Source organism: Paenibacillus sanfengchensis, assembly GCF_036864765.1.
GTDB lineage: Bacteria > Bacillota > Bacilli > Paenibacillales > Paenibacillaceae > Fontibacillus > Fontibacillus sanfengchensis.
In genome coordinates, this window is sequence record NZ_JBAGJC010000013.1 from 68,382 (window position 1) to 85,156 (window position 16,775).

The 16,775-nt window shown below is 56.6% G+C and carries 11 protein-coding genes; 2 read left to right on the plus strand and 9 right to left on the minus strand.

What is annotated here, in order from left to right; genetic code table 11:
* Positions 1 to 196 precede the first annotated feature (196 nt).
* A complete protein-coding gene (locus V4U84_RS21605) occupies positions 197 to 1,354 on the minus strand; it encodes an SEC-C metal-binding domain-containing protein (RefSeq protein ID WP_334077946.1) in 1,158 nt (385 codons plus the stop codon).
* A 24-nt stretch (positions 1,355 to 1,378) separates the two neighbouring features.
* A complete protein-coding gene (locus V4U84_RS21610; RefSeq protein WP_334077947.1) occupies positions 1,379 to 3,334 on the minus strand; it encodes a translation factor GTPase family protein in 1,956 nt (651 codons plus the stop codon).
* Between the two features lie 251 nt (positions 3,335 to 3,585).
* Between V4U84_RS21610 and V4U84_RS21615 the strand changes: the two genes are divergently transcribed.
* Positions 3,586 to 5,361, plus strand: a complete 1,776-nt coding sequence (locus tag V4U84_RS21615) for an ABC transporter ATP-binding protein (protein WP_334077948.1) — start codon at positions 3,586 to 3,588, stop codon at positions 5,359 to 5,361.
* Positions 5,348 to 7,123: an ABC transporter ATP-binding protein gene (locus V4U84_RS21620; RefSeq protein WP_334077949.1), complete on the plus strand. Its 1,776-nt coding sequence runs from the start codon at positions 5,348 to 5,350 to the stop codon at positions 7,121 to 7,123. Before V4U84_RS21615 ends, V4U84_RS21620 begins: the two co-directional genes overlap by 14 nt.
* 610 nt (positions 7,124 to 7,733) lie before the next feature.
* Here V4U84_RS21620 and V4U84_RS21625 read toward each other — a convergent pair.
* The 7 genes from V4U84_RS21625 to V4U84_RS21655 form a co-directional block, all read right to left on the minus strand.
* Entirely contained in the window at positions 7,734 to 8,576 is an 843-nt protein-coding gene (locus V4U84_RS21625; RefSeq protein ID WP_334077950.1) for a hypothetical protein, read from the minus strand.
* Positions 8,577 to 8,617: 41 nt separating this feature from the next.
* A complete protein-coding gene (locus V4U84_RS21630; RefSeq protein ID WP_334077951.1) occupies positions 8,618 to 9,985 on the minus strand; it encodes an amino acid permease in 1,368 nt (455 codons plus the stop codon).
* Between the two features lie 130 nt (positions 9,986 to 10,115).
* Positions 10,116 to 11,147, minus strand: coding sequence for a carbohydrate ABC transporter permease (locus V4U84_RS21635; RefSeq protein ID WP_334077952.1), 1,032 nt, complete (start codon positions 11,145 to 11,147; stop codon positions 10,116 to 10,118).
* Between the two features lie 15 nt (positions 11,148 to 11,162).
* The gene (locus V4U84_RS21640; protein ID WP_334077953.1) at positions 11,163 to 12,068 is read right to left on the minus strand and encodes a carbohydrate ABC transporter permease; all 906 of its coding nucleotides are present in this window, start codon (positions 12,066 to 12,068) and stop codon (positions 11,163 to 11,165) included.
* Positions 12,065 to 14,641: a DUF5696 domain-containing protein gene (locus V4U84_RS21645; protein WP_334077954.1), complete on the minus strand. Its 2,577-nt coding sequence runs from the start codon at positions 14,639 to 14,641 to the stop codon at positions 12,065 to 12,067. Before V4U84_RS21645 ends, V4U84_RS21640 begins: the two co-directional genes overlap by 4 nt.
* A 12-nt stretch (positions 14,642 to 14,653) precedes the next feature.
* Positions 14,654 to 15,274 carry a Yip1 family protein gene (locus V4U84_RS21650; protein ID WP_334077955.1) on the minus strand — a complete coding sequence of 207 codons (621 nt, stop codon included), beginning with the start codon at positions 15,272 to 15,274 and terminating at the stop codon, positions 14,654 to 14,656.
* Entirely contained in the window at positions 15,255 to 16,766 is a 1,512-nt protein-coding gene (locus V4U84_RS21655; RefSeq protein WP_334077956.1) for an NHL repeat-containing protein, read from the minus strand. Before V4U84_RS21655 ends, V4U84_RS21650 begins: the two co-directional genes overlap by 20 nt.
* Positions 16,767 to 16,775 lie beyond the last annotated feature (9 nt).

Sequence of the window (16,775 nt, forward strand, 5' to 3'; positions counted from 1 at the left end):
CAGAAAACAGGCCGTTCCTCCAAAATAGCGGCTGCTGCGTCCGTTAGAAATCCAAACTGCCCTCGACGTGCAAAATAGCAGCTATTGCGTCCGCTAGTAGATATCCGCGCAAGCAAAAAAGGCTCCACACCCCGGCATTTCTCATGCACTCTGGTGTGAAGCCTCCCCGCTGCTTATTGCCCTCCGACATCATCGGCTATTGGCCGCAGCACTTCTTATATTTCTTCCCGCTGCCGCATGGACAAGGATCATTACGCCCGACCTTGACCACGCGAATCGGAGTTTTGCTCGTTCTGCCCATCACGGTCGGTATAGTAGTTGGCTTCCCCGTGCCCAGCTCGGCCGGCGTGTGTCCGCAGTTGGACCACAGTCTCGTGTGGTTGCTGACATCCACCAAAAGCTGAGCAACTTGCCGTACCTGCACCTCATCATCGAACACCAGCTCCCGGCGGTCAAATTCATAGATCATCTGCTGCATCGGAGCTTCCATGGAACAAGCCAACTGGATGTCGTCCACCAGGTAGTGGGCCATTTCTTCGTCCAGTCCCATGTTGCCGACTACGAAATCCTTCAAGGCTTCCAGCTGCGGCGTCATTTCGAAGTAGCCGTCATCGGCGTAACGAAGCAGCTCCGCTTGGTCCGGAACATAATACGGTTTACCCTGAATCCGTTCCAGCAGAGATTCCAGTTCCCCTTCTTCTCCGCTGTGCGCCAGGCCCGCATCGACCAGCCAACCGTCCTGCAGGATAAATTCCCGCTCTCTTTGGAGGATATGCTCCAAATGAGTCTGGAACTCTTCCAGGGTGAGCTCGTCCGCATTTTGATCATTGAAAATTTCCACCAGCTTCTCCGGCTGGAAGGCCCCGTACAAGTGGGTCATGGCCAGCAAATATTGATAGACCCGGGCTCGTCTGTCGCGGGCGTCCCGGAACTCCGCCGTATTGAGCCGGGCATAGGCGGCCCGCACTTCCTCCGGAATCACCAAATGCAGCTCCCCTTCGTGGAAGTAGGTGAATAACAGGCCCCGATCCAGCAAAAAGGCATAGTATCCATAAGGCACGTAATTGTCCTGTTTAGACTTGTGGTCCACCGCCGACGCAAAAAGCTCCCATTCCTCGGCATCCAGAAGGAGCAGCGTCGATTCCAGCCGGTCTATATCCACCAGCGCTTCATGAACCGCCTGGATCAGCTCGTTCTGCTTCATTTTGGATCTGCCGGGAATACTGTACGTTCTGGCCAGCGCGGCCAGCCGGGTCTTTGTGAGCCCGCCCAAAATATCGGACAAGGACGTCTGCATTTCACCCACGATCGCATGCCGGATATTGTTCTCTTCCATCACTTGATTGAAATCCATCTGCTTAAAAACTCCTTTTCATCATTATAAAGCGTGCATTTTGGCTTCCGCCTCATCCCAAGCCACCGTATAGCCCTGTCCCTTGGCGCAAAAAATGGAAGAGGACGTATACTCCGGGTCCGCATCCTTATCGTAGCCGATCCGCTCGATAACCTCCCGCTCAGCATGGCAGCGGTCGTATCCCGCGAACGTCAGACTTAACTTCCCTTTTCCTTGGGTAAAAGAGGCCAATTGGCTGCCGTAGTCCATAAACGTCGCCACCGGCACCGTGCCCGTCAATACCGTCTGTTCTCCCTCCGTAACCGGTGCCTCGAACCGTCCGCTTGCCTGACCGATATCGGAAATCACCCGTCCGATCTGATCCGTTTCCACTTTGATTTTAAAGTGGTAATACGGCTCGAGAAGGACGTTATCCGCTTTTTCCAGCCCCTGGCGCAAAGCCCTGTACGCGGCTTCCCGAAAATCGCCGCCCGACGTATGCTTATTGTGAGCCCTGCCGGTGAGCAGGGTGATTCTCACATCCGTCAGCGGCGAGCCCGTCAGCAACCCGTGGTGATCCCGCTCAAAAAGATGGTGGCGAATCAGATTCTGGTTGCCCACGGATAAATCGTCGGCATGGCAGGCGTTCTCGAAGGCGATTCCCGAATTGCGCTCGCCGGGCTGCAGCCGCAAATGAACTTCGGCGTAATGCCCCAACGGTTCAAAGTGGCCGTGCCCGTCGACCTCGCTGTCGATCGTTTCCTTATATAAAATCTCCGGCTGGTCAAAGGCGACCCTCAAATGAAACCGCTCAAGAACGAGCTGTTCCAATACTTCGAGCTGAATCCGTCCCATGACATGAATATGAATCTGCTGGAGCGTTTCCTCCCAGACCACATTCAAGGAAGGATCCTCGGCATTCAGCAGGTTGAAATAGGCCAGCGCTTCCTTGACATGAATCCCCGGTTCAAAGATCACCTTGGATTTTAACGCGGGCACTGTTTCATACGCTGCCTTTTCCCGCAAAGCGCCGGCGCCATCCCCAACCTGGGCCCGGCTCAGGCCGGTCACGGCAAACAACTCGCCCGCCTCGACCCGATCGACCGTCTTATACTCGCTTCCGTTGTACCTCCGGATTTGGGTGACTTTTTCGCTAACCGGGTTCTGCGCGTCCCCGTATTCCAGGGTGTCCCTTACTTTTAACGTCCCGTTCAACGCTTTGATGAAGGTAACCCGCGTCCCTTGCTCGTCATGGCGAATCCGGTAAACGCGCCCGGCAAAAGGACCCGCGCCGTCGTAGTCTGTCACCGTTAACAGCTCCAGCTTGCGGAGGAATCCCTCGATCCCGGTACCCTGGAGCGCGGAACCATACGCGTAGGGGAAGATCTTGCGCTCTTTGACCAGAGAACGCATGACCTCAAGCCATCGCTGCGGATCATAGCCGTTCTCCAAGTAAGACTCCAGCAAGGCTTCGTCCCGCTCGGCGATAAAGTCAACCAGTTCACCGCTCATCCCGCCGTCATCCGTCAGGCGGTCCGTCATGTCACAGAGCTCCGCCCCGAATTCCGTCCGAAGCTCCTCGGCCACACGAGCCACATCGGCGCCCACCCGATCCGTTTTATTGATGAAAAAGAAGCAGGGGACCCGGTGCCTGTTCAGCAGCTCCCATACGGTTTCCGTCTGCCCCTCAAGGCCTTCCACGGCGCTGACCAGAATAATCGCATAGTCCATCGCCTGGATCGCCCGCTCCGTCTCGGGGGAGAAATCCATATGCCCCGGCGTGTCGATCAGGGAATAGGCGGAATCTCCATAGACAAAGCGGCCCTGATCGGCAAACACCGTAATTCCCCGCTGCCGCTCGATCTGATGGCTGTCCAGAAACGCATCCCGATGATCGACCCGGCCGCGGCTTTTGATACTCTTCGTATAATAGAGCAGCTGTTCCGAGAAGGTCGTCTTCCCGGCATCCACATGCGCCAATATCCCAATGGTCTTGTTCATGGTTGCCTCCGGAAATAAACTGTCGTCTCATATTATAACACAGGACGCAAATGCTTGATTTTTTCAATTTCTACTATATAAAAAGCAACTCGTATCCGGCTGGCCGCAATGTTAATTCTGTACAAAATCACAGTAAAAAACGACAAGTTTATCCTTGGGCAATTGTGCTATAATCACGTTGATTCGCTAAACCGATAAATTTGTAAGGCGTTTCAACAACCGTGTGAAAACACACAGAAACAGGTGATTAAATGTTCGAGCTGAAATGGCTGTGGCAGAACCTGGAGGGAGACCGAACGCGGTATATTCTGGCTCTCTTCCTCTCGGTCGTGGGGTCGTCGCTTACGATCGTGAATCCGTACATCAGCCAGCGCATCGTGGACACGTTCATTTCCGGTGAACACGCGATGCAGAACCTGACGCAGGAGCGTGGGCTTCTGATTATGCTTTGCCTGGGCATGATCGGCTTCTCTCTGCTGCGCACAGGTCTAGCCTATTTGACGACGATGCAGTACGAGTATGCCTCGCAAAATATGCTGTACCGCATCCGCATTTTTTTGTACAACAAAATTCAGGGTCAGGATATGGAGTATTACGACCGCAACCGTACCGGCGATCTCATGACCAAGATGACAGGCGATCTGGACATGGTGCGCCACTCGATGGCGTGGATTATCAAAACGATCATCGAATCGCTGACGATCTTCATCGCGGCCGTCGTTTACTTTTTCTCCATCGATGTGGAATTGACTCTTTGGCTGCTGATTCTTTCGCCGCCGATTTTTATTGTAGCCTATATATTCGCCAAGCGCGTTCGTCCCATGTATGTGGACCTGCGCGAACGGCTCTCCCAGCTGAACACGATCACGCAGGAGAACATCGCCGGCAACCGGGTGGTCAAAGCCTTCGCCCGCGAGGATTACGAGGTGGAGAAGTTCACCGAGAAGAATGTGAACTACGCCAAGGCGAACAAAGCCGCCGCCCTAGTCTGGCTGGATTACTTTCCATACCTGGAGTCATTTGCGCAGGCATTTAACGTCATCCTTATGTTCGTCGGCGGTCTGTTTGTCATGAACGGCCGGATCACTTTCGGCGAGTTTGCGGCCTTTTCATCGCTGATTTGGGCCGTATCCAACCCGATGCGCAACATCGGGATTATCATCAACGATATTCAGCGGTTCTTCGCCAGCTTAAGCAAAATCGTGGACGTCTATTATGCCCGGCCGCACATCGTCAACGAGCACAACGCTATCGATAAACGGCGTTATGACGGCCGCATCGAGTTTGACCACGTCAACTTTAAATACGATAACGTGAAGGTTCTGGATGATGTAAGCTTTACAGTTGAACCCGGTGAAACCGTTGCCATCATGGGCTCGACGGGATCGGGCAAAACGACGCTCGTCAACCTCATCCCGCGTTTCTACGACGTCTCCGAAGGCCGCGTGCTGGTCGACGGCGTTGACGTGCGCAAGCTGGAGCTCGACGAGCTTCGCGGGAATATCGGCGTGGCGACGCAGGACGTCCTCCTGTTCTCCGACACGATCGACGGAAACATCGCCTTTGGCGATCCCGATCTCCCGGAAGAGGACACGGTGAAATATGCCCGCCTGGCCGCGGCGCATGATTTTATCACCAGAATGCCCGAAGGGTACGACACGATCGTCGGGGAGCGCGGCGTCGGCCTGTCGGGCGGGCAAAAGCAGCGCATCGCGCTGGCCCGCGCCATGGCGGTGCGCCGGCCGATCCTCATCCTGGATGACACGACCTCCGCGGTCGATCTCGAAACCGAGGAACATATCCAGCAAAGCCTGCGCGAACTGGACCATCCCTGCACGAAGATCATCATCGCGCAACGCGTGTCCACCACCGCGCAGGCCGACCGCATCCTGATCCTGGATGGCGGCCGCCTGATCGAGGAAGGCACCCATGCCCAACTGCTGGCGAAGCGGGGCTACTATTACGACGTATTTATGCTGCAGAATGAAGGCATCGGAAGGCAGGTGAGCGTCCATGGCAAGGAATAAATTCGATATCGACGAGAACCTGGAATCCCCTTTTGACATCAAGCACTTCCGGCGGGCCATGGTCTATATCAAGCGGCAGAAGAAGCCCATGATCATCGCGTTCGTGCTCAGCGCCCTGTCCGCGGCGATCGCGCTGTCGGCGCCGCTCATCCTGCAGCATGTCGTCGACGTGACAATTCCCGAAAAGGCGGTCGGTGCCTTGTTCGGCTGGTCGGCGCTGATGCTGGTGACGATCGTCGTCAGCGTCATCCTGGCGACGATCCGCTCGCGGATTATGACCCGCGTCGGGCAGGACATTATTTTTGAAATCCGTAGCGATCTGTTCAAGCATTTGCAGCAGCTTCCGTTTAAATATTACGATGACCGTCCGCAGGGCAAAATTCTCATCCGGGTCGTCAATTATGTCAACTCGGTCTCGGACGTGTTGTCCAACGGGATCATCAACTTTATTCTGGAAATGCTGAACCTGATTTTTATCGCGGCGTTTATGTTTGCCGTCGATGTCCGGCTCTCGCTCATAACGTTGGCGGGGCTGCCCGTCTTCCTCGGCATCATGCTGATGATCAAAACCCGGCAGCGCCGGGCGTGGCAGGCGGTTTCCAACAAGAACTCCAACCTGAACGCGTATTTGCAGGAAAGCATCAGCGGGATCGGCGTGACGCAGATCTTTTCCCGGGAGAAGCGCAATGAAGGCATCTTCACCCGGCTCGCCGCCAACTTCCGCAAAGAATGGATGCGGGCGCTGCGCTTCAACGCTCTGATTCCTTTTTCGGTCGACAATCTGGCCACCATCGTGTCGGCGTTGATCTTCCTGATCGGTCTGCTCGCACTGGGTCCCGGGGGGGCGACTTTCGGCGTCATCCTGGCCATGAGCAGCTACGCGGCGCGCTTCTGGCAGCCGATTCTAAGCCTGTCGAACCTGTACAACAGCTTCATCAACGCGGTCGCCTACCTGGAGCGGATCTTTGAAACGCTGGATGAGCCGGTCACTGTCAGCGATGTGCCGAACGCGAAGGAACTTCCGCCGGTGCAGGGCCACGTCAAATTCGACAACGTCACCTTTGCCTACGATCCGGGGCACAACATTCTGGAGAATCTCTCCTTCAACGTCCGGGCGGGCGAGAGCATCGCCCTGGTCGGTCCGACCGGGGCGGGGAAGACGACGGTTGTCAACCTGATCTCCCGGTTCTACAATCTGACCGGCGGGCAAATTCTCCTCGACGGCCACGATATCTCGCAGGTGACGCTGAAATCGCTGCGCAGCCAGATGGGCATCATGCTGCAGGACAGCTTTATTTTTTCCGGCACGATTATGGACAATATCCGCTACGGCCGGCTCGATGCCACCGAGGAGGAAGTGATCGCCGCCGCGAAGACGGTCTGCGCCGACGAGTTCATCCGCGAGTTTGAGCAGGGCTATCAGACGGAAGTCAACGAGCGCGGCTCCAAGCTGTCCCAGGGACAGCGGCAGCTGATCTCGTTTGCCCGGACGCTGCTGGCCGACCCGCGCATCCTCATCCTGGACGAAGCCACCTCGTCGATCGACGCGAAGACCGAGCGTCTGCTTCAGCAGGGCTTGAACGAGCTGCTGAAAGGGCGCACTTCGTTCATCATCGCGCACCGGCTGTCCACCGTGAAAAACTGCGACCGCATCATGTACGTGTCGGACAAGGGCATCGCGGAAAGCGGTTCGCACGACGAGCTGATCGCCCGTCGCGGCCTCTACCACCGCCTGTACACGGCGCAGAAGATGGAAGCGTAAAGCCACACGCAAACAGCAAAAAGGCTGCCGATTCATTCAGGTTCGCGTGAACCTGTTATGAATCGGCAGCCTTTCTTTCTTAAAATGACCCGGCGAGCGGCGGCTTTGGTTGTGAACTCCTGCTCAATCCGCAATTACGTCCCTTCCCCCTGCAAATCCCCGCTATTGGGCGAACGGTGGGACTAACTACGGTGCGCTAGCTAGGGGTGAACTCCATTGAGCTCGATCCAATTAACGGGAATTCCTCCCGTTAATTTTGCTCTTTCTACCTAAGTGGCCCAACTTAGCGGGAATTTCTCCCGCTATTTCCGCCCAAAGGGGCCAATGAGGCCTTCCTTTCGCTGATTAGCTGGAGATTTTCCAGCTAATTGTAGCCGCAGAGCAGAATCGCCCAAATTAACGGGATGTTTTCCCGTTAATTCTCCCGGGCTGGTTGCTCCAACGAACTCATAGAATCGCCTTCCCCCTGCAAATTCCAGCTTTGAGAGGAACGGTGCGACTTGCTGCGAATTACGTCAGTGCCGGGCACAGGCCCGGAAGCGCAGGCCAAGCCGTGCAGGCCCGGGCAACCCCCAGCACCCCCACTGGGCCTACACATCCCACAGTGACTTTATGCAGCTAACCGGACAACCCGTCTCGCATACACATCGCAATCAAAATCGCCTGCGCCGCACATCATCAACTCTTCGAAGGTTTCATCCTTATAATGGGGAGACAAGGGCAGCACGCCCAAAATATAGTAGCCCCCATGCGCCGCTCCCCCTCCGTCTCCGCCCTTCGCGCGAATGGGCGAAAGAACGAGTTCGCAAATGTAAGGATCGTACGCGATATACAAACCAAAGGCATTGGGCCGCTCAAGGTTCGAGGTATAGTAGTACCTTTTATCCTGACAAATGTCCTTCAGCAGTTCCTGGTCGATATGATCTCCGAAAATCCGGGACGTGCCTCCTCCGCACATATATTCCCATTCATCCTCGGTAGGCAGCGAGAACCCCGCCTGCTCGAAGCCGCGGATCACCTCGTAGTAGTTCACCAGTCCGCCGTCCTCACTCTCCATCAATACAATATTCCGTTCCACCAGCATCGGAGAGATCCGCACTTCCCGGCGCGGCGAAAGCACACTCCTCAAATACGCCTCGGCCTTCTGGGGAACTCCGGCTACCTCCAGTTCCGCTTCGATCGCGGCGATGATCCCTGTACTCGCATCCCGTTCATCCAGCCGGTCCCATCCGAGGGTAACCGGGCCGCCGGGTACGAAAATAAACTCGCTGCCGTTCAGATCAAATAGGCCAGTACTCCACTTCCTTCCGTCCCGCTCAACGGTTTCGACCGATTTGAAACGAAACGCCTGCCCGTTCCACCCCTCGAGCGATTTCAGCCATGCTATTTTCTTATCATCATCCATCAGAATCCAGTTATCAAATTGAAGCGCTTCTTCCGGTCTCATGCTCATCCCGTTTCTTCCCCTAGCCTGAGTAATGGATATATTAGCAATCACTCGTTTCGCTGCCGTTTTCCGAGGCCAAACACGAAATATCCTATCGTCATTAACGCGATAAAGGCTGCTCCCACAACGAGGGGGAACCGGGTATCCGGATTGAACCACATGCCCACGATGACCAGCGCAAGGTAAATAATAATCAGGTAGTTGCTGAACGGGAACCACTTGGATTTGAAGTTGTGTCCCTCCAATTCCTGCTGACCCCACCGTTTTCGGAACCCGAACTGGCTGAAAGCCAGCGCGAACCATGGCACCATCCCCGGAAGGACGCTAGCGCTGTAGATGTAGATGAACAACTTGGAATCCGGCATCAAATAGTTCAGCAGGACGCCAATCATCAATAGCGAAATCGTCACCGCGATGCTGTTGCGGGGAACTCCGCTCCCGGACAGTTTTCGGAAGAAGGCCGGAGCCTGCCCGTTCTCGGCAAGGGTATAGAGCATTCGTCCGGCACTGTAAATGCCGCTGTTGCAGCCCGACATGGCTGCCGTCAGTACGACGAAGTTAATGATGCCGGCGGCGGCCACAATCCCTACCTTGGCAAACGTCAGCACGAACGGACTCCCTGTCTCCCCGACCTCGTTCCACGGATACAGCGTAACGATCACAAAGATCGCACCCACATAAAAAATCAGAATGCGCCAAACGATGTTTTTAATCGCCTTTCGCAGGGTGAACCGTGGATCCTCCGCTTCCCCCGCCGTAATGCCCACCATCTCGACGCCCTGATAAGCCGCCGTCACGATGCATAAGGCGAACAAAAAGCCCTTCAACCCCCCTGGAAAAAATCCGCCGTGGCTGTACAGATTCGCTAGCCCGACCGGATTCCAGCCATTGCCGAGGCCAAAGAAGATCATGGCCGTTCCGATAATGATCATGAAGACGATCGCCGTAATTTTGATTAAGGCGAACCAGAATTCAAACTCGCCATACAGCTTTACAGCCGCCAAATTCGCCGCCGCGATGATCAGCATTCCGATCAGCGCCGGAATCCACTGCGGGATGTCCGGGAACCAGTAGTTCGCATAAATCCCGATCGCCGTCACTTCGGCCATCCCCACCGTCACCCAGAGAAACCAGTAGCTCCAGGCGGTCAGAAAACCGGCCAGCGGTCCGATGTACTTATGCGCAAAGGTTGCAAAGGAACCGGTGACCGGCTCCTGAACCAGCATCTCCCCCATAATCCGCATTACGAAAAAAATGACCGCACCGGCCAGTAAATAGGCCAGCAGCACCGAGGGACCGGCCCACTTGATCGTACTCGCCGAACCCATAAACAACCCGACACCGATCGTCCCGCCAAGGGCGATCATCTCAATGTGCCTGGGCTTCAAACCTCTTGCCAATTTTTTAGCTTCCAATTGAAATTCCTCTTTTCTGATGATCCAGGTGATAGTGACCCGCAACACTTTACCGAATTGCAGAATTACTCCACCAAATTTTACGAGAAATTTTCCGGAAACACAATGAGAAAACTTTCAAATTGCTTGCCTAACCCACAACTCCGGTCCGCTCGACGCTCTCCACAAAATGCCGCTGCACGAACAGGTACAGCACAATCAGCGGCAGAATCGCCAGCAGAATCCCGGTATCCACCACGAGCGCCACGTGGTTCGGGTCCGCCTTCGCCGACGCATCCAGGCCCATCAAGGTGGGCAGGAACTGGCTCGCGTCAGCGGGCAGCGAGGCGACCTTCAGCGGCATCAGCGCGCTCTCGCTCATAAACAGCGAAGTATAGAACGTGTCGTTATACTGCCACACGAACGAGAACAGCATCACGGTGATCAGGGGCGGAATCGCGTTCGGCAGCATGATCGTGAAAAAGGTCTTGATCCCGCCGGCTCCGTCGATCAGCGCCGCCTCCTCGATCTCCTTCGGCAGCCCCCGGAAAAACTGGCGGAAGATATAAATGAACAATCCCGCCTTGAGCCCCGTCGCCGTGGCCGAGGTAATGACGGACGGCCAGAAGCTGTTCAGGAGATTGACGCCCTCCTTCCCCGTAAACAGATGGACCAGCCCCAGCACATCGAAGTTTCTGAAGTGCAGGTACATCGGCACCATGAGCGTACTCATCGGGATCAGGATCGTCAGCACCACAAGCCCGAACAGAAGGTTGCTTCCCGGGAAGCTGAACCGGGCGAAGCCATAGCCCGCCAGCGCGGTCGACATCGTCGTCAGCAGCATCGTCACGAAAACATACAGCATCGTATTGAGCAGCAGCGGCCAGTAATCCAGCAGCTCCAGCGCCAGCTTGAAATTATCCATCGTAAAATGTACCGGGATCATGTATATCGTCGGGTTGTAAATATCCTCCTTCGCCTTGAACGCGACCGAGAACTTCATCAGGAGCGGATAAAGGATCACAAACGTAATTCCGGTAATGAGCAAAAAACGGCAAACGGACCATAGCCCTTCCAGCGACCTGTTTTTCACGCGGTTGAGACGGTTGTGATTCGTCAGATCCTTCAGATTCTTCAAATTGTTTAGACGCGATCTATCCGCCAGTTTCAGGTTCAACGCCATGCTCCTGCCCCCTTCCTAGTTGTGGTAAAACGTTTTTCGCGACACAATGTAGCCCATCACGACGAGCAGCAGGCTGACCACAATTGTATACAGCCAGGCCATCGCGGCGCTCAGTCCGAAGTTCTGCGTCTTAAACGCCGTCTCATAGATCATTTTCGTCACCGGGCTGTCCGCGAACGAATCGATAATTGTGTAAATGATGTTGGTCAGGATCAAGGGACTGACCATCGGGAACGTCACTTTCCAGAACGTTTCGTAGGGCGTGGCCCCCTCGATTTTGGCCACCTCGTACAGGTTGCCGGGAACCGACTGCAGCGCCGCCAAGAAGATCAGAATCTGCACGCCCGAGTTGCTGATGATGTCGTAAATCCGCATGACCGCTTCCACGATATAGTCGATAAAGCCCAGCGGAAAGCCCGCCTCCGCCAAAATCATCACCATGGATCGAATATTGAATTGGGAGGAGGCCTGCCCCAGTTGCTCCGCCACCTCGCTGTTTCCGACGAGGTTGATTAGCCCCGAGCTCTCGGCGGCCGCGATCGCCCCGGACGCCAGAATCACGGGAAGGAAAAAGATCGCCCGCGCCAGCCCCCGGCCGCGGAATTTCTGGTTAAGCAGAACGGCCGAGAACAGGCTGAAAAAGAGGATCAGCGGCACGTCCACCGCCATGCCCCCCACCGATTCCGTCAGAATCCGGTTGAAGTTCGCGTCGACGAACAGCGCGTCGTGAAAATTGCTCCAGCCCACGTTTTGCAGCTCATAGCCCTGCGGCGAAACCATCAGCTTGTTGAAGCTGAACCGGATCGATTGGGCCAGCGGCCCCGCAAACAGGAACAGAAAGCCCAGCAGCCAAGGGGCGATGAACAAAAGACCGAGCAGGGAACGTTTTTGCGTTAACGATATCGATATTTTCGGCTTCATCCCTCGTCACCCCCTGCCGTAAAATCCTGCGCTCCCACCGTGATCCCGTTCACGGTCACCGGCTGGTCCGTATAGTTAATCAGCACGGAGGCGCCACCCTCGTATTTCACTTCCACCACGCCCGCCACATGCCGAATATGCTCCTTGATCGGACGGCCGCGCAGCGGGCCGAGCACCTCGCCCACCTCCCGATAGAACCCTACGGCCTCATCCCGCCAATCGTCGGATTCCACCGAGAACATCGCGTCGAACCGTGTGAATTTCAGCGTCTGCGTCGGCTCGCCGGACCACAGGAAATGCGGCGCTGTTCCGTACTCCACGGATTTCAGCAGCTGTTTGCGCAGGTTCTGCTCATCGGCCAGATTCAGCGCCGGTCCGGCATAATCGAGATACCCGTGAATGACCATTTGATAAAAAGGAACCTCCTCATCCGTCAAGCTGAATCGGCTGCTCGAAACCGGCACGTCGATCACGTGCTTGGCATAGGGCCAGCTGTAGGCGTTGGCGTCCGCGACCATCAGATCGGGAAACGCCTCGCGCAAGGCCCCCAGCCGGTCCGCCACGATCCCTTTTGCTTCCTCGCGGAACACGACCCGCTGCACCCGGTAATCCGAGCTCAATACGCCGCCGAGATCGCGCAGCGACAGCCCGCCGATGCCGTATTTGCCGTAGCTGTCGGCGAATGCTCCGACATAGTAGGGCAGCTTCGCGGGGGACAAAAGATAGTAGGTCCCGTAGTAATCATCCTGGCTGTTCAAGTTCCGGTCGTAAGGGTGCAGCTCCGCGACTTCCCGGGTCACGAACCGGGCCGCATCCGCGGACGGATTGAAATTCCCGTCATCCCGGTACACGTACTGGAACGCCACGTCGGGATAGAGGGCCCCGCCTTGCTCTCCAAGCTGTGCGACCAATTCCTTCAGGCCGGCGCTCCCGCCGAGCCCGCGGTCCGGCTTCGCTTTGACCGGCGGCTTATGATGGACGCCCTGGCCGAACCAGCCGAGGTAGCGCATCCGTACATTGGCGATGCCCTCCTTCGCGAGTCCCCGCGCCATTTCCCCGGCTTCCCCGAAGCTGGTCATCGTCACGTCCGCGTCATAAGGGATGCCCAGGAACGATTTTTGCTTATCGACGCTGCCGAGCACATCCACGTAAAAAGGCAGGTTCGCGCCTTCCTCCAGCGGACGCAGCTTGCCGCTCTTCACCAGCTGCTCCCGGTACATCCGGGCCATTCCCGAATAGCTGGCGTCCTCTCCGGTAAGGAACCGGTAGCGCACCGTCAGGTTTCCTTGGTACAGCTTGTCGCTCAGCAGTTGGATTTCCTGGATTTGATCCCCCGTATAAAGCTCCAATTCGTCTTCGCCGCGCACATGAAAACGGCTGAACACATAATTATAAGAATTTTGCTTGCCGCTGACGTCCGCGGCGATGCTGGCGATCGCGTCGCCTTCCTCGATCACCGCAAACCAGCCCGTATCGCCGGCCTTCATGCCGTACACCGGCATGGCCGCCTTCCGGGCCACTTGCCCCCGGCTTACGCTGTTATCGTTGGGATCGTCGCCGTACACCCGCTGCACGTACTGTTCTTCCTTGATTTTCCCGTTATTGAGCCGGATCAGCGCGCCGCTCCCGTCGGGAACCAGCATATAGCCGTCGTCCTTGGTGCCCGCCGCGCCGAAGAAGCGGAGCAGGTCGATGCTGCTGATCCGGTGCTTCCCGCTTTCCGCCACCCGGTCCAGCGGAACCGTCACGACGAGGGAATCGCCGTCCAGCCGGTACTCCAGCGGCACGGTAAATTTCGGCTTCTGCGCGCCGCCCCCGGCAGCCGCCCCGCTCGCCTCATTGTCCGCGGCCAGGTCCTTGGCCGTATACCCGGCCTTTTCAAAGGCGGCCAGCATCTTTTTCAGCACGAGCGGTTTCTTCACCTGCTCATCCAGCCGCTCCAGCAAATCCGCACCGTTCTTGACCGGATAATAGCGGGCCTCGACATAAGCGGCCAGGGTCGCGTCCAGCTTGCTGAGCACCTTCTCCTCCAGCCGGGCCTTGGTAATCCGTTTCGGCAGCGCGTCGATGCCCAGCGAGACATCCCCCAAGGTGTACGTCACCCGCAGGCCGTTCTCCAGACTCTCCGCCGAAAAGTTGCGGTTGGCAACGCTCCAGGGGGAGCTCCAGTACGTCTCCAGCGTGCCGATTTCATCGCGAAACGAAACGGCGAACTGGGAGGACATCACCTCTTTCTCGAACGGGGACGCGATCGCGTCTTCATTGCGCCCCGCCGGGTTGCTGTACCAGACTTCCCCGCTCCTCTGGTCTTTGGCGGCAACCTCGGCCGTCTGCTCGTTATAATACAGAGCCAGCGCCTCGTTTTCGGCCACCAGCGTCATGCCCGGAACGCCGCCGGACCCGGAGTCCCGCAGCGCGCGCAGCTCCTTGCCGACCTCGGGGGCTCCCGGCACCGGTTTGTAATCGGCTGGATCTACCGCGGGCGCCCCCTGATTCAAGAGCAGAAACCCTCCCGCCACTCCCAGAATGACGGCACAGGCGAGCAGCGTGATCGTCAGTTTTCTTTTTTTCATGTCTTCCGCCCCCTACACCCTAAATATGAGCTCTCGGTAGATGTTTGCGAAGAATTCATAGATTTGCTGCAGCATGCTGAAGATAAGCGTCCCCAGAAAGACGATAATCCCCATGACAATGACTGTCAGGATTATCGTAAACACCGTTTTGGACGGGGTGTACTGATGCACGGTCATGATCCCGACAAACAGCAGCCCGATGAACCAAAGGACGGCCACCGTATTCAGCAGATAGAAGAAGGCCGTCTCCTCCTGGACCATAAACCGGCTCGCGAGCGTCATCGGCGGATAGATCAGCACCATCGGCACGAGCGCATATGCAGTCGCCATCACGATATCCCTGAACTTGCCCTCCCCGCCCATGAGCGTCGTCACCGACCAGTTGGCGGTGCACCACAAGAAAAACGGGAACAGAACGAAGGCGATCTCGCTGAGGCTGTTCATCCGCCGGGGATCGTTGAAATTAACGAGAAAATCGGCAAACTGCTTCTGCAAGATCATCGCCAGAATCAACAGCGCCAGAATGACCAGGGCGACGCGGAGCCTGCCTTTTTTCTCATATTTCATATCCCAAAATCCATCGAACGGATGCACGATCACGTGGAGCGGAAATTTAAGATACTCCTGCTTCATGGCCTCTTTTCCTCCTTTGCTTCCAGTGTCTCGCGATCCTGTATGCGGCAAAGGCCAGCGCGGCCGCCAGCAGCACCGACATCACCGTGCCGAAATGCTCCTTCATGACCTCTCTGCGGTACCTTTTATAGGCGACCGAATAATTTTTGCGGTCCATCCCGAGTTTGAAATACTCGAGCGCTTCCTTGTTTTGTTTGCGCATCAGCCGGGCCTTGCCGATTCCGATATACGCGATGTCATAATTGCCGTTCAATTCGAGCACCCGGTTCCAGTAGGATTCCGCCTCGGCGTCCTCTCCCCGGTAATGCAGACGGACCGCGGCGTTGACGTTCAGGCCGAACTCCGTCGGCTCGAACACGACGATACTGCCTTTGCCCCGATCCAGGACAAACTGGCGCTCCCCCATCCGCTCGACGGCGACCGGCGTCTTGAACAGGCCGAGCTGATTGCCGCGTCCTCCGTAGATGTAGAGCAGATTGCCGTTTTCGTCATAGGTAAACACCCTCCCTTTCGTGGAATCCAGCGCACTGTACATTCCGTCGCCCAGCACTTTGATATCCACGAATTTGGAAGGGCCGGTCGTCTTGCGGTAGTAAATATCTCCGGCCACGTCGTAGTAGCCGAACCGCTTGAGCACATCCTCGCCGGACGGATTCAGCCGCTTGATCGGCTCTGTCGATCCGACGTCGATATTGGTCGCGTAAACAAAGCCTTTGTGATCGATATCGAGATTGGAAAATTCGGTCGGGATAAACAGCGCCATCTGGGCCCGCTGCGCTTTTGTGGAAACGAGCCGCCAGAAATAGTCGATATAGTCGCGTTTGACCTTGATTGTACCGATGTACCCGATAAAATCCCCTTGTTCGTCGAATTGCATAATGCCCTCATAAACTCCGCGGGCAACCACAAAGACCCGTCCCGCTTCATCGACCGTCACTTTGAGCGGCGCGAATTGGAACCCTTGCGGCAGCACCTCCGACTGCGGATTCTGAATGATGCGGACCAGACTTCCTTCGGGGCTCAACACCACGACGCGCTGGTGATCCGTATCCGCCACATAGATCCGTTCCTCGGCGTCCGTGAAAATCCCGGACGGATTGGCGAATCCGTCCTGCTTGCCCTCGTTGTCGAAGGAGGAGATCACCCGGGCCTCCGTCAGGTTCTTGCCGATCCGCACGATCCGCTGGTTGCCGGTATCCAGCACATACAGCGCGCCCGACTCCGAAATATGCATATCCGCCGGCTCCGCAAAATCCCCGACCCCCAGCTCCTTGCCGGTGATCGAACGGCCCGGCAGGTAGGCGGCCGGCATCGGCGTCGCTTCCTCCCAGTAATTGTAGTTGTAGCTTTCGTACGGCGCGGGGGCCGGTTCGGACACCGGGGCCGCAGGGGGAGCGAAGCCGGAAGCCGGCTCCGGCGATCCGTATATTTCGCCGGAAGGAAGCAGGAGCGCCGCGATGAGCGCGGAGATGATCCATTTTTTGGCTGTCATGGGCTCCCT